10 protein-coding genes are annotated in these 22,222 nt (G+C 62.4%); 3 read left to right on the forward strand and 7 right to left on the reverse strand.

The annotated features are described in order from the left end of the window. Positions 1-126 precede the first annotated feature (126 nt). The 3 genes from CKW11_RS03040 to CKW11_RS03050 all read right to left on the reverse strand — a co-directional run bounded on the left by CKW11_RS03040 (position 127) and on the right by CKW11_RS03050 (position 3,278). Positions 127-1,095, reverse strand: coding sequence for a Gfo/Idh/MocA family protein (locus tag CKW11_RS03040; protein WP_095136331.1), 969 nt, complete (start codon positions 1,093-1,095; stop codon positions 127-129). A gap of 25 nt (positions 1,096-1,120) precedes the next feature. Beyond that, complete coding sequence (locus CKW11_RS03045; protein ID WP_095136337.1) at positions 1,121-2,008, reverse strand: Dyp-type peroxidase; 888 nt, start codon at positions 2,006-2,008, stop codon at positions 1,121-1,123. Positions 2,009-2,240: 232 nt separating this feature from the next. Beyond that, entirely contained in the window at positions 2,241-3,278 is a 1,038-nt protein-coding gene (locus CKW11_RS03050) for an AraC family transcriptional regulator (RefSeq protein ID WP_095136338.1), read from the reverse strand. A 210-nt stretch (positions 3,279-3,488) separates the two neighbouring features. Here CKW11_RS03050 and CKW11_RS03055 point away from each other — a divergent pair, with 210 nt between their 5' ends. The 3 genes from CKW11_RS03055 to CKW11_RS03065 all read left to right on the forward strand — a co-directional run bounded on the left by CKW11_RS03055 (position 3,489) and on the right by CKW11_RS03065 (position 5,158). Next, positions 3,489-4,436: a transporter gene (locus tag CKW11_RS03055; protein ID WP_095136340.1), complete on the forward strand. Its 948-nt coding sequence runs from the start codon at positions 3,489-3,491 to the stop codon at positions 4,434-4,436. A gap of 253 nt (positions 4,437-4,689) precedes the next feature. Beyond that, positions 4,690-4,884, forward strand: coding sequence for a stability determinant (locus CKW11_RS03060; protein ID WP_095136765.1), 195 nt, complete (start codon positions 4,690-4,692; stop codon positions 4,882-4,884). Then, complete coding sequence (locus CKW11_RS03065) at positions 4,817-5,158, forward strand: type II toxin-antitoxin system RelE/ParE family toxin (RefSeq protein WP_177439977.1); 342 nt, start codon at positions 4,817-4,819, stop codon at positions 5,156-5,158. The genes CKW11_RS03060 and CKW11_RS03065 overlap by 68 nt, the downstream gene beginning before the upstream one ends. Before the next feature lie 47 nt (positions 5,159-5,205). Here CKW11_RS03065 and CKW11_RS03070 read toward each other — a convergent pair whose 3' ends face one another. The 4 genes from CKW11_RS03070 to gspE all read right to left on the reverse strand — a co-directional run bounded on the left by CKW11_RS03070 (position 5,206) and on the right by gspE (position 22,111). Further along, positions 5,206-17,700, reverse strand: coding sequence for a filamentous haemagglutinin family protein (locus CKW11_RS03070; RefSeq protein ID WP_095136341.1), 12,495 nt, complete (start codon positions 17,698-17,700; stop codon positions 5,206-5,208). 190 nt (positions 17,701-17,890) lie between these two features. Further along, a complete protein-coding gene (locus CKW11_RS03075; RefSeq protein WP_095136342.1) occupies positions 17,891-19,003 on the reverse strand; it encodes a substrate-binding domain-containing protein in 1,113 nt (370 codons plus the stop codon). 490 nt (positions 19,004-19,493) lie between these two features. Beyond that, positions 19,494-20,705: a type II secretion system inner membrane protein GspF gene (gene gspF, locus CKW11_RS03080; RefSeq protein ID WP_027613651.1), complete on the reverse strand. Its 1,212-nt coding sequence runs from the start codon at positions 20,703-20,705 to the stop codon at positions 19,494-19,496. Then, entirely contained in the window at positions 20,705-22,111 is a 1,407-nt protein-coding gene (gene gspE / locus CKW11_RS03085) for a type II secretion system ATPase GspE (protein ID WP_095136343.1), read from the reverse strand. The genes gspF and gspE overlap by 1 nt, the downstream gene beginning before the upstream one ends. Positions 22,112-22,222 lie beyond the last annotated feature (111 nt).

Here is a 22,222-nt window from a genome sequence, read left to right on the forward strand (position 1 = left end):
ACACAGTCCATTGTGGGAGGGGGCTTGCTCCCGAAGGCGGTGTGTCAGCCGATGGAAATGCCAGCAATGCCGGCCTCTTGGGGAGCAAGCCCCCTCCCACAGGGAGATTGTGTTGTGATCTGTGGATCAGTGGCGTTTAAGGATCTGATCCATGACCCAATCGGTCTTCAGGGCTTGCGCGGCGACAGCCGGATGCTGCGAATCACCACGGATATGCGCATTCATGCCCAGCACGTGATGCCACTGAATGTGCTCGTGATGCGCGATTTCCAGGCTGATCTGCTCATCGGCAAATAGCTGCACCGGATGCTCGTCAAACACGGAGAACGCGATCCGACCCTGACTGCCAATGATCTCCACCCGATCCTCGCGCCGATCCGCCACAAAGCTCCAGCAACCCATGCCCAGCGCTCCGGAGGCAAACCTCCAACTGGCGCTGACCGCATCTTCCGCCGCATATAACCCGGCCTGGCGTGCGGTGAAACCGGCGACTTCGACGACATCGCCGAGCAGGTACTGGAACAGGTCGAAACCATGGCTGGCGAGGTCGGCAAAGTAGCCGCCACCGGCCACGCTCGGGTCGGTTCGCCAGTTGGCGCTGCCGTCCAGATCCGCCGCCGATGGGGCCTTGGTCAACGTCCAGCTCAGGTGTCGCACCTCACCGATGCGGCCCTGCTCCAGCCACTGCCGAACCTGGGCAAAGCGCGGCAACGAGCGGCGGTAATAGGAAACAAACAGGTGCAGACCGGCATCAGCAAACGCCTGCTGCATCTCGCGGCTTTGCCCGGCATTGAGCGCCATCGGTTTCTCGACGCAGCAATGCTTGCCGGCGGCAGCGACTTTGAGGCTGTACGCGTGGTGGCTGTCGGGTGGCGTGGCGATGTACACCGCGTCCACCTCGGGATCGTTGATCAGCGCATCGACGTCGGTGTAGACCCGGGCGATGCCGTGGCGCGTGGCGTAATCGCTCACCGCTTCGAGGCGGCGGCCCATCACCGCCACCAGCGCCGAACCGGGCGCCTTGTAAAAGGCCGGCCCGCTCTTGCGTTCAGTGACACTGCCGCAACCGATCATGCCCCAACGCATCACATCCATGCTCAACTCCCTATGTTTGAAACACTCAGCCGATGCGCAAGGCGCGCAAATCGAGGTGGCCATCCTTGATGGGCGGGCACCAGTAGTAGCCGCCGGTAATCGGCCGGCTGATGCGATACAGGCCATCAGTGATGCCGTCTTCCAGACCGCTCATGCGCCGCAATTGGGCTTCGAAGGCGTCCAGCGAAACACCGAATGCGAGGAACATCAGGCCGGCGCGATCGCCGTCGATCCACGGCATCGAACGGCGCACAACGAACGCTTCGGGGGCGAAGCTTTCCTGGGCAGTGCGTTTGACGTGGGCGGAGACTGGCGCGTCGTCGATCTCTTCGTTGTCGCTGAGGCGACGGCCCATGATGTTGTCCTTGTCTTCGGCAGACAATTTATGGAAACCCTTGAGGTCGTGCTGCCACTGCTGGATCGCGGCAAAGCTGCCACCGACCAGACCATCAGCGCCCTCACCCAGCAACGCGGCGGCAATTGCGGCGTCATCGTGGGGGTTTTCGGTGCCGTCTTCGTAGCCGGTCAAGTCGTGGCCGTCCTTGTGGCGGAAGGCCTCCTGCATGTCTACCAGGTGCAGCGCCGGGGCCAGCGCGGCTTCGAAGGCGTGGCAGCGATTGAGCAATTCGCCACGATCGACACCGTGCAGCCAGACCCACAGCGCGTGCTGGGTCGACGGGTTTTCCACGCCGACGCCGCTCATGGCCGGAAAACTGCGCAGGCCGTCGATCTGCACGTTCAGCGATTTGGTCAGGGGTTCACCGAAACCGACCACCGCCGACTTGCCGTCCACCAGGTTCAGCAGGTTGTCGATCGCCTGCGGCAGTGCTTCAACCGACGCAAGGGCGAAAAACAGATGTCGTGCTTGCGCAGGAACGGGGGTGGCGAGAATGCCCGGCTGGTAGTAACTCATGTGAACTCCTTGGGAAAGTGCGCGGGAGTTTACCTGTGGCCGGAGGGTTTGTGGGGCTGAAATACTGATGAGTGGCGCACGGAAGCCTGTGGCGAGGGAGCTTGCTCCCGCTCGGGGGCGAAGCACCCGCAAACCCCGCCGGCATGGTGTGTCTGGAGAAATGGCGTGGCAGGTTTTGGGTCTGCTGCGCAGCCCAGCGGGAGCAAGCTCCCTCGCCACAGGGGACCGATGTCTAAGCGGTGCTTGCATCCTGTCGCCACGCACTCGGGCTCATCCCCGTCCAGCGCTTGAACGCCCGGCGGAAGCTGCGCACGTCGCTGTAGCCGACTTCTTCGGTAATCCGCTCGATCGGCATGTCCGGATTGGCCAGCAGACTCATGGTCCGCGCCTGACGCACCTGCTCCAGCAACGCTTCGAAGGTCAGCGCGTGCTCGGTCAAACGGCGGCGCAAGGTGCGGCTGCTCATGTTCAGGTCGCCGGCGATTTTTTCGATATGACTGCCCCGGCTCAAGTCCCTGGCAATCGCCCGCTCCACCGCCTGAATCAGATCAAGTTTCTGGTGCACCTGCGCCGCTTCCAGCTCCAGCAGCGCCACCGCCTGACGCAGCGCCAGCGAATGATGATTGGGCAGGTTGACGTCCAGCCATCGCGCGTCGATCAGCATGCGATTGTGCAGGCAGCCGAAGCGCACCTCCGGCCCAAGCAAACGGTGGTATTCGCTCAGGTAATCCGGCGCGGCGTGCACGAACTCCACGGCAATCGCCTTGAATTCATTGCCCGCCAAGGCCCGGCCATACACCAGCAGGCTGGCAAAAAACTCTTCGACGGCGAACACCTGCACATCGGCAAACGGTAAGCGGCATTCGGCATCGAGATGTACCTGATCGCCAATCACATCGACGCTGGACACCACGATCCCGCCGGAGGTGTGCTGGTGGCGGATGCCGAGGGCAAACGCATCGCGCAAGGTCTTGCATAGCGACAGTACGTGGCCGAGCAAGCCTAGCGTCCCCAACACATTCTGCGCGCCGACCCACAGCCCCAGCCCCTGATTGGGCAGCACTTTGAGCGCGCGCTGAATCATCGCCACGGCCTGGCGATAGGAAATCCGCTGCGCCGGATCCTGCAGATCTTCGAGGGTGAAACCCAGGCCACGACAAAGGCTTTCGGGGTCGATGCCTTTGTTGTGCACGACTTCAGCGAGGGTTTGCAGGAGGAACGGCGAGACCAGCGCCAATTCGAAAGTGGGGTCTTGGACTTTTACGTTCATGGGGGCTGACATTCCGGATCACGCTTGATTGTTATTTTTGTTACCGGTTATGTCGAAGGAAGTTAGCACAGGGTTGGCCGAGTGTCCGCAGAAGCCCCCCTAACTGTCCGCCAATACCCTGCCCCGTCGGGCGCCAAGCGCTTATTTCTAGGGTGCCGGACGTTACGCGTACCGGCGCCACGTCCCACCACAATAATAATGAGGACAGCCATGAGCCCGAACCGCGCCACTTTCCCCTTGCGTCTGGCACTGACTTTGCTCGGTTGCACCGCGTCCCTGCCGGCCCTGGCCACCGAAGCCGGCGTCGACAACATCGGCCCCGGCACCGACGGATTCTTCATGCTGCCGCTGGAAGTCGACAGCCTGCCGCAGAACATGGTCGCGTTTAACCTCTACTACAACCATTACAAGTCGACCAGGCTCAACATCAGTTCGTTGGGCGGCAAGGTACCGAATGTCGAAATCGAATCCACCGCGGTCATTCCGCGCATCGATTACCTGAGCCCGGTGCGCGTATTCGGCGGGCGTCTGGCCGGCTACATCGCCCAGCCCTGGCTGAAGCAGGAAGTCTCGGTATTCGGCCTCAGCGATACCCGCGAAGGCATGGGCGACACCACGATTGCGCCAATCATCCTGTGGGACATGGGCAAGAATCTGACCCTCGGCGCCGCCGTGGAAATCACCGTGCCCACCGGTGAATACAGCGTCGATCGGCTGGCCAACACCAGCAACAACTTCTACACCTACAAACCGCTGTTCTCCTTCACCTGGCTGCCGACCGACAAGACCGAAGTGTCGATGAAGACCACCTACAGCTTCAACGAGAAGAACAAGGACACCGACTACAAGTCCGGGCAGATCTTCCACTTCGATTATTCGGCCAGCTACAAGATTACTGACGATGTGATGCTCGGCCTTAACGGCTATTACCTCAAGCAGACCACCGACGACAAACAGTACGGCCACACCGTGCAATTCGCCGGGCAGGATGTGGACGACGGCGTGCGCGGCCAGGTGTTCGCAATTGGCCCGGCCTTGCATTTCACCTTTCTCAAGTACGCCAGCGCGGAGATTCGCTGGGCCAAGGAATTTGACGTGGAGAACCGGCCAGAGGGGGAAATGTTGTGGGCGAAGGTGAGTATTCCGTATGCGTTCTGAGTGCATTTGTAGGAAGGTGCGCGCGGATTTGTAGGCTGGAAAGCTGAAAAACAGAGTGGAGGAATAGGCCTACAACGGCGGTCGAGATTGCCGGACAACGGAGGGAAACGTCCGGCAGACTCCAAAGGGGCGCTTGCAGATACTGGGCTTCGTTATCCCATGGTTCTTCAAGAGCTCATGGGGTACCTCGTCTGCCAGTGACGACAATGGGCCATTCCCCCTTAAACTGCTGAGATTGATCATGGAGATCACAATGAGCTTATTACTTTCCCCGTTTTACTCTGACTTCGAATCCGAAGAAGAGGCAGAGAGCTACGATCGCTGGTTTCGTGCCAAGGTGCAGGAGGCACTCGATGACCCCAGCCCTGGCATTCCCCATGATGAAGCTATGGCAATGCTTGACCAGATGCTGGAAGAGATGCGCAGGAAGCGCCGCGCTGCTGCTTGAATGGAGCGATCAAGCTCTGAACGATCTGGCTGACATTATCGATTACGTTGAACAATACAACTCCAGCGCTTCAGTAGCTCTACAGCACAAGGTTGGTGCAGCAACGCAAAGGCTTTCATCAATCCCCTATGGTTACCGGGCCGGTCGAGTGCCAGGCACTCGGGAAATGGTGGTCAATCCGAACTATCTGCTGGTCTATCGAGTGAACGGGCGCATCAAAATACTGACGTTAGTCCACACCCGACGAAAATACCCACGAACCTCATCAACATAAAAAAGGGCGGCCAAAAGGCCGCCCGAAGCGTACTACACGAGAGTCTTTTACAACGTCAGCTGCCCGCGTTCCTCCTCAGTCAACTGCTGCTTCGCCTGTTCATCCAGTGCCCCCGCTCCCAGCACCTGCACCGGGCTGTTCGGGTTGTAGCCGGTCGCCGGCGCACGACTGGCACCATCACGGTTCGGCGCCAGTTGTTCGTTGCCGAAACTCAACACCTGCACGGTGAACACCGACGCCTGGTTCTGCCGCGCAGCCGCTTGTTGCTGACGCGCCACGTCCTCAGCGGCCTGGGTTGCCGAAGACGCCGCCGAACTGGCCGAGGTGATCGCGCCGGTGTTCACCGACGCCACCACCGGTACGCCAGTGGTTTTACCTTGCACGGCGATGTTGGCGGCGTTGACCACGGTCAGCGCGGCGATGTTGACGTTGCCCGAGACGCGAATCCCCGCCTCGCCCGCATCAATGGTGCCCAGCGGCGCGATCAGGTCGATGTCGCCGGGGGCCACTTCGGCGATCGGGTTGAGCGTGGCGATACCAGCACCGGTGCTCGGCACCGAAGGCGACAGGGTTACATTGCCCCAAGTGTCGTAAACCCGTTTCGGCGGGGTGTAGACCACAGTGGTTTTCGAGCCGCGACCGGCGTTGATGTCGCCCTCGGCCGACCAGCCGAGGATCGAGCCACCGAAGGTGGTCATGATCCGGCTCTGGCCGAGCAGGATGCTGCCCTGGGAATACAGCTGAATGTTGCCCGAGCCCTGGGTGATAATCCCGGCGGTGGACGGTGGCGCCGCGCCTTCGATACCAAACACCTGACCGCCACCCGGCGTGAGCATCTGAATATCGCCGCCGAACAGGGTCTTGACCCCTGCTCCACCATACAGCGTGATGTCGCCGTCGTAACGGAGCGGATTGCCCGCCACATCGGTGCTCGGGAACAGTGCGGCGATGGCGTTGCGACCGCGCAGATAACTGCCTTTGCGCGGGCCATCGGTGTCGTTGTACTCCAGCCCACCGGCGCGCAGTTCAGCGAAGTACACCTGGCGGGCGAAGATTGCCTGTTCGGCACTTGGCAGCGCGGCGTAGAACGCCTGTGCCTGCTCTGCGTCGCCGCTGAAGCCGTAGCCGAGCGTCAGCCAGCTCTGCAACTCGTCGAGGTAGGTCTTGACCACTTTGCCCGGCTGGCTGTTGAGAGAGGCATTCGGATCAGCAAGGTTTTGCGGGCTCAGGTAACGGGCGATGAACTTTGTGTAATCCGGCCCCTGCGCGCCTACGCCCGCCTGCAGTACCACGTTGGCGCCAGGCCGCGAATCCCCGGCCACTATCGCGCCGAGGCTGGTAATGCTGGCGCGATTTTCCAAGAGGATGTTGCGCCCGGCATTAATGTCCAGCGTGCCAGGGCCGGCGATATCGAAGCTGCTGTAGAGAATGTCGCGGCCCGCCGACACCCGCGATATATCTCGCGGATTGTTATGAACGAACAGGTTGCCGGTCGAGGTAATGCCCTCCTGACCGACGCCCATTTCCTCGGGCTGCACGGCTGTCGGTTGGCCCAGGTTGGTTCCGGATGCCACGATGTCACGTCCGGCAATCATCCAGACAGGGCCTGCTGCTTCGTACCAAGTGCGTTTCGAGGTATCGAAACTCAACGTCTCGCCACTGCGTATCCCTACCAGATCGCCGGTCAGGGCATAGAACCGTGCGGGCCCCTGCACATCATTCAAACCGGAATAACTGTCGGGACCAAAAGCGAACAATGGATAACGTGAATTACCATCCGGCTTAACACCGTCAGTGCCGTAGTTGCTGTTGAGTGGCTTGTTGGGGTTGTTGCTGGAAAAGGCGAGGAATGAAGGCCTGAACGGGGTGGCGATGGCCAGCGGGCTGGCACCGGACTGATTGATTGCGTAGCCGCCGGCATAGATGGAATCGCCCGCCAACAGTTCGAGTTGCCCGGATGTAGAAGGCGCCAAAAGCAGGGAATACGCGGTTTTCGGCGCAGCATTGCCGACACCGTAAGCCGCTGATGGCCCCGCATAAATCGAACCTTGAGCTGCAACGGCCCGAAGAATCGCCGGGTAGACAAAACGACCATCGGTGGGCGAGGTATTGGCGCCCCTCACAGGAGACAGACTCCCATCGACCTGCGCCGACTGAGTGCTGGGCGTGAGATTGCCACCGGCGGAAAACAGATCGATGGCCGTGTGATCGGTCCACAGTGAGAAGCCGCTCAGGATGCCGCCGGTAAGGATGTTGCCGTTGCTATCGAGCAGTGGCGTGGCGTTGAATTGGCTCACACGACCGGGATCGGCAGCGCCGCCCAGCACCAGGTCGCCACGGGTGCTGAGGCTCATGCCCGAGTCGCCGGGAATCAGCACCAGGCCACCAGAAGCGTTGCTGGTCGTCGAGGTGAAAGGATCCAGCGGTCGGGTTTCACGGACATCATGCAATTGTGAAATCGCACCGTATTGCAGATTGACGCCGCCCAGCGCCCCTCCGCTCAATTGCGCCGCACCGCGCAAGTTGATCAACGCGCCTTGCAGGTCGTGCCTCGGCGGCTGAGTCCCGTTATCCCCGGCCCGCGCTTGCAGCGATGGGTTGAATGCGCCGCCGAGGTGAATGTCCATATCGCCACCGCCGGTCATCTGCACGCTGCCATCGTCGGCGACACGCCCGGTGCTGCCCACGGCAACGATCAGCCCCTGGCTGCGTGGATAATTGACCGCATCGCCCAACGGTCTGAGCATGCCGGCGTCGCCACCGGCACGCAGGCTGATGTTGCCGCCGCCCAGGGTGCCGAATCCGGTGAAGCCCACCAGGTAAGGTTCGGTATTACCGTCAGGTGTCATCAACTGCGTGGCATAACTGCCGAAGTTGATCCACCAGGCCGTCGGCACATCCGTGCCTCCGGCACCTTGGCGCCACAGCCAGTTACCCACTGACGCACTGGCGATCTGTTCGCGGAAACCGCCATTCACCGATTGTGCTTTCGTGCCGACGGAATCGCCGGAAACCGAGCCACCGGCATTGATTGTCAGATTGCCGCCCATCTGCGGATACCAGGCCTGATAGAGGCTGTCGCTGCCACCGTCGACCCATTTTTCATAAGCGGCACCGGCGCTGCCCAACACCGAATTGCTGTCCGAAAGATGCCCGCGCGGCTGGTTATAGAGCGGATCGATATTCGCTGATTGGGTACCAGCGGTGTACACGCCGAACGGTGAATCCATGCTCAGATTGCCTGCGGCGATCAGGTCGAGATCACCCGTGCCGGTGCGTAGAACACTGTACATCTGCGTATGGGCCTTGGCCGTTTTCCCGGGATTGTTGCCGATGCACAGTTCCGGCTGCAGATCACAAATGAATTGAGCCTCCTCGGGAACCGGTTCGTAGTCCGGCCCCATTCCGCTGCCTGGCGCCCAGACCCAACGGGCCATGGGTACGCACAAGTCGGCAATCTGCTGGCAATACTCGAGCATGTCATCAGGGACCGGCTCGTAGGGAGTAAAGAAGGGATTATCGGGAGCCCAGACCAGCTTGCCCGCCGCTGTGGTGATGTTGACGCCGTAATGACTGTCCGCCAGCCGCAGATTGCCATCGGGGGTGACAGGCTTCACGGCACGGCTGTCGGCCGCAGCAAGATCTGCACCCGCCACCACGCGCATCGACCAGGAAGCACTGCCCGACGGCAACATGCTGGCCACCGCCCAGTTCTTGCCTTGTTGTGTGCCGTTGAACGGGCGCAACTCGATCAGCGAAGTGCCTTCGGCGAGCTTCACATCGGTCATCGACGGAATCAGCGAACCGCGCAGCAAGGCCAGTTCGCCCTTTAATTTCACCCCGGAGAAGGTCGTCAGATCGGCATCGTAAACGCTGGGCAACGGCACACCCTTGGGCCAGTTCAGCGCTTGCAGGGCGGTGGCCTTGTTCAAACGGATCCCGGCACCCAGGCGAGTGTCGGCAGGCAACGTCACGCTATCGCTGAGCAGCGTACCGGCGGCGAACAGCAGATTACCGTTGCTGTCGTGGATCGCCCCCGCCAGCACGGTGCCGGCACTGAAGGTATACGCCTCACCCAACACTGCCTGAGTCGGCAGCAACGTGCCGCTGGCCAAGACCGCGCCCTGGAGGGTCACGTCGTAATTGAGCGTGGCGCCTATCGGGAACTGCGTGCCCTCGGCCAGCGAAACACCGCTGCCCGGCACGATCAGATCGCCGCCGAACGGCTGCACACCGGCAATCAGTTTCCAGCCGGCATCGTCCTGGGTTTCCGGTGGCGGTGCGAAGCCATCGTTGATGCTGCCGTAAATATCGAGGTTGCCACCGGCGCGAATGACCAGGCTGCCCGCTTCCCCGGAACCGTACACCGACGGGTTCAAGCGCGTTTGCGGATTGAGGCTGGCGTAACGGTAACCGGACAAATCCAGATCGCCCTCCACCACCAGATCACCGTCAGCCGTCTTGCTGGCGATCTCCACACCGGGCCGCAAATGGAACGCATCGGCATACGTGGCGTTATTCAGCCCCGCGAGTTTGCGTTGCAGCAGATCGTTGTTGCCCAGTGCGGCGTTGATAAAGTCATTGCTGTCGCCGTGAGTGCGTTCAAGCATGGCCTGATCAATCACCTGATACGGCCGACCACTGACCGCCTGATCCACACCATCGCGGGCATCGGTATAGCGGCGCAAACCGTTGAGACCGATGGATCGTGCGCCCTGAATGGTCAACACATCGCTAGCGTCGATGGCGATGTCATTGTTGCCCAGGCGTGGCGCGTTCAGTTCCAGCGTGCCGCGCAGCATTCCATCGTGTTGCCCGGCGAGGAAACCGGGCACGGCATCAGTGCCGTGGCGCAGGTCGATACGCGCGCCGCTGCCCAACGTGAGCAAACCATCGCCGGAATTCAGTTCGACCGTGGCGCGGTTGGGCGCATCGATGATCTCGCCGTAGCTGTCGACGCGCAGCACGCGACCATGGGCATCGAGCACGCTGCTGCCAGTCAGCGTCAGGCCATTTTTCGCCGACAGACGAATGCTGCCGACTCGTTCGCCGCTGGCATCGATCAGACCGGTCGCCGTCAGGCTGCCATTGTCCACCGAGACATTGATTTCGCCGGCCTTGAGACCGTCGCCGATCACCAGATTGCCTTGCTTGAGTTGCAGGCTGCGGCTGCCGTACACCTGCCCGGCATTCAAGCGCTGATTGAGCGCGGCGAACTGCTCGGTGGCGTCACCTCCCAGGCGCTGCGCGCGAATGTCCACGCCACCGGCCTTGTACGGCACCAGCGTGCCCCCGGCGTCGTAGTAACCGCTGCTGCCGCCGACAATCTCGCCTTGCAGATCGACCATCCCGGCCGCATCGGCCAGAGCGACGACGCTGAGGTTACCGGCCTGATTATTCTTCGCCGACAGGTCGATCCGCGAGCCCGCAGCCTGACGGATATTGCCGTTGGCGCTGTACAGCGAGACGTCGCCGCCCCAGCTGTATTTGCTGACATCGTTGAACGGCAAGGTACGTCCGGACAGATCCAGCACGGCAGCGCTGCCGAGGGTCAAATCACCTTCGGATTTCACCGTCAGCTTGCCGCTGGCCAAGGCGATACGGCTGTCGAGCACGACATCGCGGGCTTCAAGGTTCAACTCCGCCCCCAAGGCATTGGCCACCCCGGCAGCCCCGGCGCCGCTGAGTGTCAGGCTGTTGCCAGCCTTGAGCAGGCTGACCGATGCCGCCTCACCGGTGAGCAACGGCGTGCGCAGGTTCAGATTGCCGCCACTGTAGCTGTAACCCTTGAGCGGATCGTACGCGCCCTGCTCCTGATACACCGCCAGGCTGCCCTTGTGATTGGCGGTGATGCGCTCGCTGGCGCTGAGGTTGACGTTGGCAAAGCCCAGCGCCAGACGATTGTTCTGATCCAGACCGCTGGCCTGGGGCATCGGTCCGTAACCCAGCTCGATCCGCTGGGCCTGAATGTCCAGCGTGCCGGCGCCCGTACCGGCGCCACCGGTGATGACGCTGCCGGCGCTTTGCGTCGCGCCGTTCCAGATCAGGTTCGCGGTACGAATGCTCGCCACATCGTTGGCATCGCCCAGACCGTAGATCGCCGGGGTGACCAGCAGCAGATTCTGCAGTTTGCTTTGGCCGGTCTGCGGATCGATTGTGTCGAGGCTCACGCTGCCATAGAAATTGAAGGCATCGCGGGTGGTCAGGCTCAGGGTTTCCAGTGCTGGCGCGCCATATTGGGTGTCGCCGCGCAGCAGTCGGTCGAGCACGTTCTGGTTAAGGGTGAGACCGGCCGGTACGCGACTGCCGGCGGCCGCCAGCGCGGCGGCGCTGCCGGCGTTGACCGAGCCCACGGTCAGCGCCAGTTGGCGCGTGCCGAAACGTACCGCTTCACCCAGTTCAAACTGATTGTCCGTCGCCGCGGTGATGCTGCCGTTCGAATACAGCAGCGCCGGATCGTTGCAGGATGACGTGACACACACGCCAATCCGGATGCTGCCCGCACCGCTGATGCCGCTGGCCGCTTCCGGCGCCAGCACATTGGTCCAGCCGTTGGACACCACCAACAGACTCGAGGCTTGCGGCTGGTAGAGGTAGCCGGACGTTGAATCGAAGGCCACATTGCCACGCCCCAGGGTATTGATCCCGGCGCCCGCTTCGACCGTGATGCCACCGGTGGTCGAGGTGGTGCGCAACACGACTTCCGGCGCAGACAGGATGGCCCCTTCACGCAGCGTGATGTTGTCCGAGGTCCCCACGAACTTGATGATGTTGCCGGTCGTGTTGTAAATCACCTCCGGCAGCGCACCGAGCGTCAGACGTCCGGCATTGAGATTGTTCAGCGTGTCGGCATACACCGACACGCCATTGAAACCCGGCGTCGGCGCATGCCCCGCACCGAGCACCTCGAACTCGGCACCGGCGTAACCACCGCGTAGCGCCGCGGTGCCGATCAGCCCGCCCTCGGCCGCATCAAACAGCGCTCGCCCATCGAACTGCAACGCAGTCTCTTGCTTGCCACCCGTGCTCAGGCGCAGATCGAGCACCTTGCCGTCCATTGGCGCCAACGCACGGGGCACGCCGCGCCGGGCGGCATCGCTGCGGATGAACTGGGTGAAGGTCGTTTCGTTGTACTGCGAGTAACGACGCAACACGTCAGCCGACGTCAGGATCACCTGACTGGCCAGACTGTCGCGCAGGCCGGTATTGGCAATCGACATCTGCCCGCTGCTGGTCCACGACCCATTGCGCAGCTGCAACGCCGCGGTCGGCGCAGCCGGTGTTGCCTGACCATTGACCTCGACCCGGAACGCGCCCGGCAACAAGGCAAAAGTGGACGGCAGCAACGTGTAAGTCCCCGCTGCCAACCCCGGTACGCCAGCGCCAATAGTGACCTGCTGGCCGATGCGTGGATCGACCGCTCCGGCTTCGGCCAGGACCGGCGCGTAACGGCTCTGATTGCCCGGCACGATGGCGTAGACCGGATTACTCGCCAGCCCCGGCAGACTGAAGGTGCCATCGGTGGCGTTGCGCACCAGCGGATTGAAGCGCGCATCGGTAGAGCCGCCGCGTCCGGAAATGAAACCGGCGCCGCGAAGATCGCCACCGCCGGACAGATCGATCAGCGCACCTTTCTGCACCTCGATGTATTGCCCACCGATGGCCACGCCGTTTTTATCGCCCGTGATGCCGTTCAACACCACCGATTTACCGTTGTAGAGATAGTCGATGCCGTCCGTAGTGCCACCGTATGGCATGACCAGACCGGCGCCGCTGACCGACGTGGTGCTGCCCGACAGCAGTCGAACCTCATGACTGGTGGTCTGCAAATCGTCGCCCAGCACAATCTTGCCCAACGGGGCCCGCACCACGCCGCCCTGCTCGATGTACGCCGCGGAAAAACTCAGATTGCCGAATACCGAGTACGGCACCTCAGCGGGTGCCGCACCGTGGCTGCTGATCCGCAGCGTATGGTCGGACACCGCAACGGCGCCCTGATAGCCAACGCGCACTTCAGCCTGGACATCACTGGCGGGATAGATTTGTGCAGCCCCGAGGTTCAAGTCACCTGGCGTCCACAGCCGGGTTTTTTCGGCACCGTCGTTGGGCGCGAGGAAACGCAGATCGCCACGACTGTCGAGGTTCACCAGACCAAATGCCCGTCGGCCATACGCGAGCGCCGGCGCGCCGAGTTGCAGGATCGAACCCTGTGTACCGAACGACAGGCCATTGCCCACGTCCAGCAAATCCGCTGATGCGTTGAAGGTCGCGTCCGACAGCTGTGTCGTCGGATTATTGGTCAATCGCGGCCGTATCAGGCCGAAGCCGGCGTGGTAAGTGCCCACGCCGGACAGGCGCAGGTACGGCGCGCTCAAATCGACGCGGGTCGTACTCGCGGAGGCGTCGGCCAGCGCCAACGCCCCGGCGTACAGCGTCAGGCTCTGGTTCATGTGCAGATTGACGTCGCCGTCAAACGACAGCAAACCGTTGCTCAACAGGCTCAGGTTATCGAAGCCGCCCGCCATCAGGCTGTCTGCGCTCAAGCGCGTCTGACCGTAGCGCAGGCCAGCGGCGCCCTCGCCCGGACGCAGATCCTGCGCAAGCGGTTTGTCCGTCGGCGCCTGGCCAATGATCATCTCTCGCGGCGCCCGCACGGCATTGCTTGCCGAGTCAACGTACAGCGGTGTCTCAAGCGCAATGTCCAGACGACCGCCGGCAGCCCCGACACCGCCCGCCGCTGCACGCAGATTGCCCTCAAGGAACAGGCCGTTGTAGGAACTCAGGCTGATCCGCCCGCCATCCGTCGCAACGCGGGTCGGCCCCTGGCCGGCGATATCCACAACGGCCTCGCTGCCGGAAGCGTCCAGCCGCGCACCCTGACGCACGATCACATAGGCATCGGCGGCCGTGGCGGTGGCCAGTTTCGCATCGATTTCACCGCCGATGATGATACTGCCACCCTTGCCGACCTGACCGTAAGTGCGGCCCAGCGTATCGACTGCCGTATTGGCGCGTCCGGCGACATCCAGCACAGCCTGTTCACCGATCCAGATTGACCGGTCATGGGCGCCCGGATCGGCCACCACAATGGAGGTCGCCGGTTTATTCGAACCGAACTGCTGCTGACGGATATCAATCGCACCACCCCAGGCATTCAGTTCACCGTCCACGGTGATCTGCCCGGCACCGCGCAGTTTGATGCTCTGCCCCGGATCGACGCTGATCCGCGAACCGCGCCCGAGCGTCAACGAGCTGTTGGCGGCATCAATCAAGCCGATCAGGCTGGCCCCGCCCTGCAAGGTCAGGCTGGCGCCGGCACGTTGAGTCAGCAGGCCCTTGGTCGGGTTTTCCTGGAACAGCGGCGGCGTCCACAACTCCAGCGCTGTTTGCGGATCGACACCACTGACCTGATTCGGCGCGGCATCAGCGAAACGGTACACCGGCATGTGCACATCGATTGCCGTACCGTCAGCAACGCCCAGCCCATTCAGGCCAATCAGGTTGTAGGCGGAAAAGCCCTTGCGCAACAGATCGGCAGACAGCTGCAGTGTATTGTCGGCCAGCGCCTTGTCGGTTTGACCGACGAGTATCTTGTTGGCCTGCACCGTCAGCGTGCCGCCGCCCGTGACACCGTAGCCCCGCAGATCGCCCGCAAGGTTCAGGTGGGTTTCACCGGGCGCCGAAATCGCACTGGATTCCAGCGTCAGATCCCCGCCCTTGCCACCCCGGGTCTTGCCGCCGGCCAATACCGCCCCACCGGAAGACACATCGAGCAGGCTGCCCGCGCCCACATCGATATCGCCGCTGCTGCGGATCGACAGCAAACCGCCATTGAGGTACGCCAGACTCGCAGCATCGTCCGGGTTGGTGCGCAGGTTGCTCCACACGCCACGGGTATCGAGTTGCACACCGTCGGCCACGTTGACCTGCGTCGCCTTGTCGACCTTCGCCGTGAGCCGAGTGTCAGCGGTGTCGCTACTGAGAAACTGATTGAGCACGTTGCCCAAGCGCAGACTACCGCCACGCGCGCTCAGGTCGGCGCCGATCTGCACATCCGGGGAATACAGGGTGATGTCGCCACCGCTATCGACCGTCAGCGCACCGTCAACAACAATCTGATCGCTGGCCGCGACCTTGAGCGCACCGAGCCGGAAACCATTGAGTTGATCGTTATCCAGATACAACTTGCCCTTGCGCGACTCGGACACTGCGGCGCTCAGGTTCAGATCACTGCCGGCGAGCGGACGCTCGCCACCAATCTGCACCTGATCCAGCGTCGGATTGAGGGTGTAGAGCAGGCCATTCGACGCCGCGACGAAGGTCGGGTCGTAACTGCCGACGATCAACTGCGCCCGCCGCGCCAGCGCGGTCTGGCTCTGCTGATAGCCGTCGAGGACCGGTTTTGGCGCCTGGTTCTGCCGTTCGCCCTGATACACCTCGCCGATCAATTGCCCGTCGAGTACCGCATTGGCCGTGGCGATCACCAGTTGTCCGGCGTCGCGACCCACGGTGTAACCCGACTCGAAACGCGAGCGCGGGGCGATCAGCGGGCTGTAGTAATAACTGGTCTGGCCCCAGCGTTCGCTGCTGTCTTCATAACCTTTGTAGAGGCCGGTGTAGAGCAGGTCCCCCGGGGCACGCGACACTTCATACAACTTGCCGTCGGCGCCACGCAGCCAGCTCTGGCGGATCTCGCCGCTCTGCACATCCAGGGTTCCGCCGGACAGGTTGATCTGCGAACCCTTTTCGGTGACCACGTCGTTGCCGGCAAAACTCACCGTGCCGCCCTGAGCCATCCATTCGCCGACACTGTGCCCTTGGGTGCCGAGGTAACCGCCGACTTCGAGCAAACCGCCCGCCGTGTACCAGCGATCGGTGGCATAACCGTTGGTGCCCGCCGGCACATACACCAGATCGCGCACGTCGACCCAGATGTCGTTGCTGTTGAGCGCGCCTTTCTCGCGGTTGATCGAGGCATCGCGCTGCTCGTTACCCTGCACGTTGATCTTGATGCTGTTGTTTTCCATCGCCACTTTGACGCCGAGGGCACCGGACACATCGATCATCGCGCCGTCGCGCACAAGGCTGCGGCGTTGTGCGCTGACCGCGACCTGGCCGCCGGTGGCCAGGGTGATCGAACCGCTCTGGAACTCGACAGTGCCGCCGCTCTGAATCTCGACGCGTGACTGGTCGCTACGGATCCGGTTATTCGCGTTGACAGCTGTCAGGGCCGCGTCGCGCTGGCTGTCGAGGGCGCTGAGATCACTGCTGTCGAGCATGATCGCCGTGGCACTGCCCTGTCCCAGCGTCACGCTGCCGTTGGCATCGGTGCTCGGGTTGGAGAGGTGAATCGTGCCCCGCGTCGCCACTGAAGTGCTGGCGAGCAACACACCGTTCTGCACGACCTCGTGACCAGTCAGAGTGATGTCGCCGGTAGACGATTGGATCAGTCCGTTGTTAGTGACTTTGCCCGCAACGGCACCGGCCTTGAAACCCGGTATGACTTCGTTGCCGAATGTGGTGGACAGCGCATTGCCCTCGGTGCCCGAGCCTTTGCGGATGTAGAAACGGTCGCCGGCCGCCAGCACGGTCTGGCCCTTGGCGGAGTTGATGTTGCCGTCGTTCTGCACTTCGTTGCCGAGCAGCAGCGCATAGCCGCCGGCATCGGTGGAAGCCGCCGGCTTGTGGGTTTCAATTGACGCACCGCGCTCCACCAGCACTTTGCCGGCCGCATCGGTGAAGGTCGGCTGAGTGCCGGCACTGTCGAAATACAAGCCACGATCACGGAACTGGATGTCGGTGATGTTGGCGGCAGCGGCCACCAGGTTGCGCACGTTGACCTGACTGCTGCCGCTGAACACGATGCCGTTGCGGTTGATCAGCATCACCGTGCCGTTGCCCTTGATCTGGCCCTGGATCTGGCTGGCCCGTGCATTCGGGTCGTTGACGCGATTGAGCAGCGCCCAGTTCGACTGCTGGGCGAATTCAACGGTGGTGTTGCGGCCGACGTTGAAAGTCTCCCAGTTGAGGATCGCCTTGTCGGCGGTCTGCTCGATCTTCACCGTGGTCTTGCCGTCGACTTGAGTCTGTTGCGGGCCCCTCGCGTTCTGCCAGCCCTGGGTCAGGCTGTTATCGACTTTCAAACCGCCCTCACCCAGACCGTCCGGCACAAACTGCACCGTGCCCAACGCGGCAGCGCGTCCGGCCGCCTGCGCCGCTTGTTGCGCGGCAATCGCGGCGACGGTGTTGTTCAGGGTCTGGATCGAACGCTGCAACTGCGCATTGGCTTTTTGCTGCTGGGCCAATGGCGGTGTCATCCCCGGCAGCCCACCCACGCTCGGACGCGCAGCCGCGGCCTGCTGCGCCGCTCCCTTGGCGGCAAACCAGCTCGAACTGAACGCCGTCTGCGCCTGCGCGCTACCCGCCACCAGACACAGCGCAACCGCGTGCGCCAACGGCTTGAGCAGCCACAGCGCCGGCTCCACGGCATCACGCTGGAAGGACTGAACGTGGGTACGACGACGGGATGGGCGAGCGAGCATCACTACGAGATCCTTTTTGATTGCCACACAAGGCCGCAGGCGTTCAAAAACCTGCTGTTACGACATAGGCCGTTGGCGAGGGGCGCGACCGAACGGATGTCACACAAACTTCATGTTCGGCGTGTATCCGAGCCAAAAAAAATGACGGCAACCCGAAGGTTGCCGTCATCGGTGTTACGACCGCGCGAGCTTACAAAGGACGACCGATAGCGTTGCAGACGCTGGCGTTGTTGATGTCCAGGTTGTTGCCCGAAGTGTTGGTGATGAAGTTGGCGGTCACAGCGGTTTTCCAGGCGTTAGGCACAGCGACGAACTTGTGGGCCTGAGTCGCGGTGTTGTTGCCCGGGTTGCTGTAGTGAGTGGTCAGGAAGGCTTTGACATCCGCGGCCACGGCTGCGTCCTTGTAGCACTGACCGAAGATGAAGTTGGTGTAGGCAGCCAGTTTGTAACCCGAAGCCGGGTTAGCCACCACTGGCGACCAGTTGGCAGGGTTTGCAGCCTGGGCTGGCGTCGAAGGAGCCGACACCGACGACAATGCGAGGGTGACGTTGAGCGAAGTTGGCTGAACGCCGTTGACGCGGGCAACAACAGCGTTGCTGGTAGCGTCGACACCGTCCGGACCGACATAACCGATCGAACCGTCAACCGCGTTCACGGCGGTGGCGACATCGGCAGTGTTGGCGACGCCGACCCAGTTCGAAGGCAGTGCCGAACCGGCTGGCAGACGCGCGTTGGTGAAGGTGGAGCTGGTGGCGAACTGAGTCGGGCAAACCGAGTTCAAGTGACGGCTGAGGATTTCCGAAGTGCCGCTGGAAACGTTGCGGTAAACAACGCGAATCGGCGTGGTGTCGGACGTGCCGAGCAGTTGGCCCCAAGTGGTCTTGGCACCGGAGAACGCATCGCACAGCTGAGCGCTGGTCAGGTTCAGCGCGGTCTGGCCGGCTTTTTTGTACGGGATGGCAACCGAAGTGGCCACCGAAGGCAGTTGAATCAGCGGGCCGAAGGAAGCGCCGTAGGTGGCGTTGTAGGTGTTGATTTCCGCAGTGCTGAGGATCGAGTCGCTACCGGCAAAATGCACGGTGCCGGTGGTGCTGAAGCCGGCCGGGTTGTTGGTCAGGAAAGCGGTCTTGCCGGCACCGCTGCCCACGGCGGCGTAGCTGAAGTTGGCTGGCAGGATGCTGTCGGCCGAACCTTTGTACAGAGCGGCTGGCAGAGTTGCACCGCCACCGGTAACGGCCATGGCTTGAGCGGAAGCCAGAGCGGCGACGGTCAGGGAAGCGGCGATCAGAGTGCGCTTGAACATGAAGAATCTCCTTTTCAACGGTGGTTGTGAACACAGGTTTTCAGGGGTCTTGCATGACACTGGGAAGACTCACCGCTGACCTTCGCAAGCGGGGTCCGTGGTTAAGTCGCACTGAGAAATTCGCAGTTTCCGGTGACAGATAAAGGAAAAAACCTCGGGAGCTGCGCGGGGTTTTTCAGGGAGTTTTCTCGGGTGTTTGCGGGGGATGGCGAGGGGTCTGGATCGTGGGTTTGGCTGAAACTGGCTGCAGCCGTTGCGGGGTGGTTGCAGATGACAGAAAGGAGAACCCGAGGATGGTTCTTTTGAGGGTCGGGTGATGCTGAAGTCCTGGTAAAAAAGTCTGAATTATTTGTTGTTCTGACTGGCGCATTCGCGAGCAAGCCCGCTCCCACAGGTTCTTGTGGTGTGACACATATTGCATTAACAACTCTGTCCCCTGTGGGAGCGGGCTTGCTCGCGAAGAGGCCAGACCAGGCGACCTCGGAATCAGCTACTGCACCAACTGGTTGATTTCAATGATCGGCAACAACACCGCCATCACAATCACCAGCACCACCCCGCCCATCACCACGATCATCAGCGGTTCGAGCAACGCGGTCATACCCATCGCCCGCCGTTCGATATCGCGGGACAGGGTCTGCGCCGCCCGTTCGAGCATCGGCGGCAGTGCGCCGGTTTTCTCGCCGCTGGCGATCAGGTGAATCAGCACCGGCGGAAACACGTTCTCCACCCGCAACGCCGCCGCAAGATTCACCCCTTCGCGAACCTTGGCCGTGGCGTCGCTGACACTCAGGCTCAAGCGATCATTGGATAGCGTCTGCCGCGCCGCCTCCAGCGCCCGCAACAACGGCACCCCGGCACCGCCGAGAATCGCCAGGGTCGAGGCGAAACGTGCGGTGTTCAGGCCCAACACGAAACGCCCGATCAGCGGCAATTTCAGCACCCGATGATGCCAACTCAACCGCGCCGCCGGATTGCGCAGATACAAACGCCAGCTCCAGAACGCCCCGGCCATGATCGCCGCACACAACCAGCCCCACGCCCGAATGAAATCACTGGCGGTAAGCATCGCCAACGTCAGCCCCGGCAGATCCTGCCGCGCTTGGGAAAACGCACTGACCACCTGCGGCACCACGTAACTCAGCAGAAAAATCACAATGCCGATCGACACCAGCCCGACCACACCGGGATAGATAAACGCGGTGAGGATCTTGCCGCGCAGGTTATTGCGCTCCTCGATGTAATCCGCCAGCCGCTCCATGACCTGCGCCAGATCGCCGGACTCCTCGCCCGCAGCGATCAACGCGCGGTAGATCTCCGGAAAATCCCGTGGCCGCGCGGCCAGTGACTCGGCCAGACGCATGCCGCTGCGCACGTCGGCGCGGACCGCGCTGAGGGTGTGGGCGATGTGTTTTTTCTCGGCCTGCTCCACCGTCGCGCTGAGCGCCGCTTCCAACGGCAGGCTGGCACCGAGCAGGCTCGCCAGTTGGCGGGTGGCCCAGGCCAGATCGTTATCCGACATACGCGCACTGAACAGACCACCGCCGCCATGCTGGGCGACGTTGCTTTCCTTGTGCACCGACAACGCGGTCAACCCACGGCTGCGCAACACGCCGAACGCCGCGCCCTGGCTGTCCGCCTCCAGATGCCCGGATTCGATCTTGCCGGTGGCGTCGGCGGCTTCAAAACGATAGCGATTCATCAGGCGTCCCGGGTCACACGGAGGATTTCTTCAGGGGCGGTGGCGCCGCTGCGAATCCAGCGCTCACCGTCCTCGCGCAGGCTGAACATCCCGGCCTTGGCCGCTGCCGCACGCAAGGCCTGCTCGCCTGCCCCCTGGTGAATCATGGTGCGGATGTCGTCGTCGATGCAGAACAATTCGTGGATGCCGGTGCGACCGCTGTAGCCGGTATGGTTGCAGGCGGCGCAGCCCACCGGGCGCCAGGTGCCCGGTGCTGCTGAATCTTCCTGTTTGCACTCCTTGCAAAGGCGCCGCACCAGCCGCTGGGCCAGAACGCCGAGCATCGACGAAGCGAGCAGAAACGGCTCGACACCCATGTCGATCAAGCGGTTGACCGCCGACACCGCGTCGTTGGTGTGCAGCGTCGCCAGCACCAGGTGCCCGGTGAGCGAGGCCTGCACGGCGATTTGTGCGGTTTCCAGGTCGCGGATTTCGCCGATCATGATGATGTCCGGGTCCTGACGCAGAATCGCCCGCAGCGCCAAGGCGAAGGTCATGTCGATCTTGGCGTTGACCTGAATCTGGCTGATCCCCGGCAGGTCGTATTCCACCGGGTCTTCGACGGTGAGGATGTTGCTGGTGCTGGCATCCAGTCGCGCCAGCGCGGCATAGAGGCTGGTGGTCTTGCCGCTGCCGGTGGGGCCGGTGACCAGCACGATACCGTGGGGCTGGCGGATCAGGTGATCGAGTCTGGCCAGCACCTGCGCGTCCATGCCGAGGGTTTCCAGATGCAGGCGCCCGGCCTGTTTGTCGAGCAAGCGCATCACCACCCGCTCGCCATGCCCGGTGGGCACGGTCGACACGCGAATATCGATCGGCCGCCCCGCCACACGCAGCGCGATGCGGCCGTCCTGCGGCAGGCGTTTTTCGGCGATGTCGAGCTGCGCCATGATCTTGATCCGCGACACCAGCGCGCCATGCAGCGCCTTGCGCGGCGAAACCACGTCGCGCAGGGTGCCGTCGACCCGGTAGCGCACCACCGAATGGGTTTCGAACGGTTCGATGTGAATGTCGCTGGCCTCATCGCGCGCGGCCTGGGTCAGCAAGGCGTTGATCATGCGGATCACCGGCGCACCGTCCTGGGTGTCGAGCAGGTCGGTGATTTCCGGCATGTCCTGCATCAGGCGGTCGAGGTCGACTTCGTTTTCTGCTGCGCCAACCACAGCGGCGGCACTGCCGGTGTCGGCATAGGCCGTGGCGAGCAGACCATCGAGTTCGTCATCGCGCACGCGCTTGAGCGACGTTTCACCGAACTGCCGCCGCACCTCGCTGATCGACCAGCCGGGCGTCGATGGGCACACCGTCAGCACGCCGTCGCACAACAGAATGCGCTGGGCCTTGGCCCAGGCGTAGGGAAGCGCACTCATCGCATGCCCTTCCCAATCCCTGTGGCAATACGATCTCCTGTAGGAGCTGCCGCAGGCTGCGATCTTTCGCGTTTAAAGATCAAAAGATCGCAGCCTTCGGCAGCTCCTACA

This window comes from Pseudomonas sp. Irchel s3a10, assembly GCF_900187525.1.
In the GTDB taxonomy this organism is placed as follows: Bacteria; Pseudomonadota; Gammaproteobacteria; order Pseudomonadales; family Pseudomonadaceae; genus Aquipseudomonas; species Aquipseudomonas koreensis_G.

Coding starts and splice junctions, on each gene's coding strand:
- gspE (WP_095136343.1), bottom strand. CDS start 22,111: ATGAGTGCGCTTCCCTACGCCTGGGCCAAGGCCCAGCGCATTCTGTTG.
- CKW11_RS03050 (WP_095136338.1), bottom strand. CDS start 3,278: ATGAACGTAAAAGTCCAAGACCCCACTTTCGAATTGGCGCTGGTCTCG.
- CKW11_RS03075 (WP_095136342.1), bottom strand. CDS start 19,003: ATGTTCAAGCGCACTCTGATCGCCGCTTCCCTGACCGTCGCCGCTCTG.
- CKW11_RS03045 (WP_095136337.1), bottom strand. CDS start 2,008: ATGAGTTACTACCAGCCGGGCATTCTCGCCACCCCCGTTCCTGCGCAA.
- gspF (WP_027613651.1), bottom strand. CDS start 20,705: ATGAATCGCTATCGTTTTGAAGCCGCCGACGCCACCGGCAAGATCGAA.
- CKW11_RS03040 (WP_095136331.1), bottom strand. CDS start 1,095: ATGGATGTGATGCGTTGGGGCATGATCGGTTGCGGCAGTGTCACTGAA.
- CKW11_RS03055 (WP_095136340.1), top strand. CDS start 3,489: ATGAGCCCGAACCGCGCCACTTTCCCCTTGCGTCTGGCACTGACTTTG.
- CKW11_RS03070 (WP_095136341.1), bottom strand. CDS start 17,700: ATGCTCGCTCGCCCATCCCGTCGTCGTACCCACGTTCAGTCCTTCCAG.
- CKW11_RS03065 (WP_177439977.1), top strand. CDS start 4,817: ATGAAGCTATGGCAATGCTTGACCAGATGCTGGAAGAGATGCGCAGGA.
- CKW11_RS03060 (WP_095136765.1), top strand. CDS start 4,690: ATGAGCTTATTACTTTCCCCGTTTTACTCTGACTTCGAATCCGAAGAA.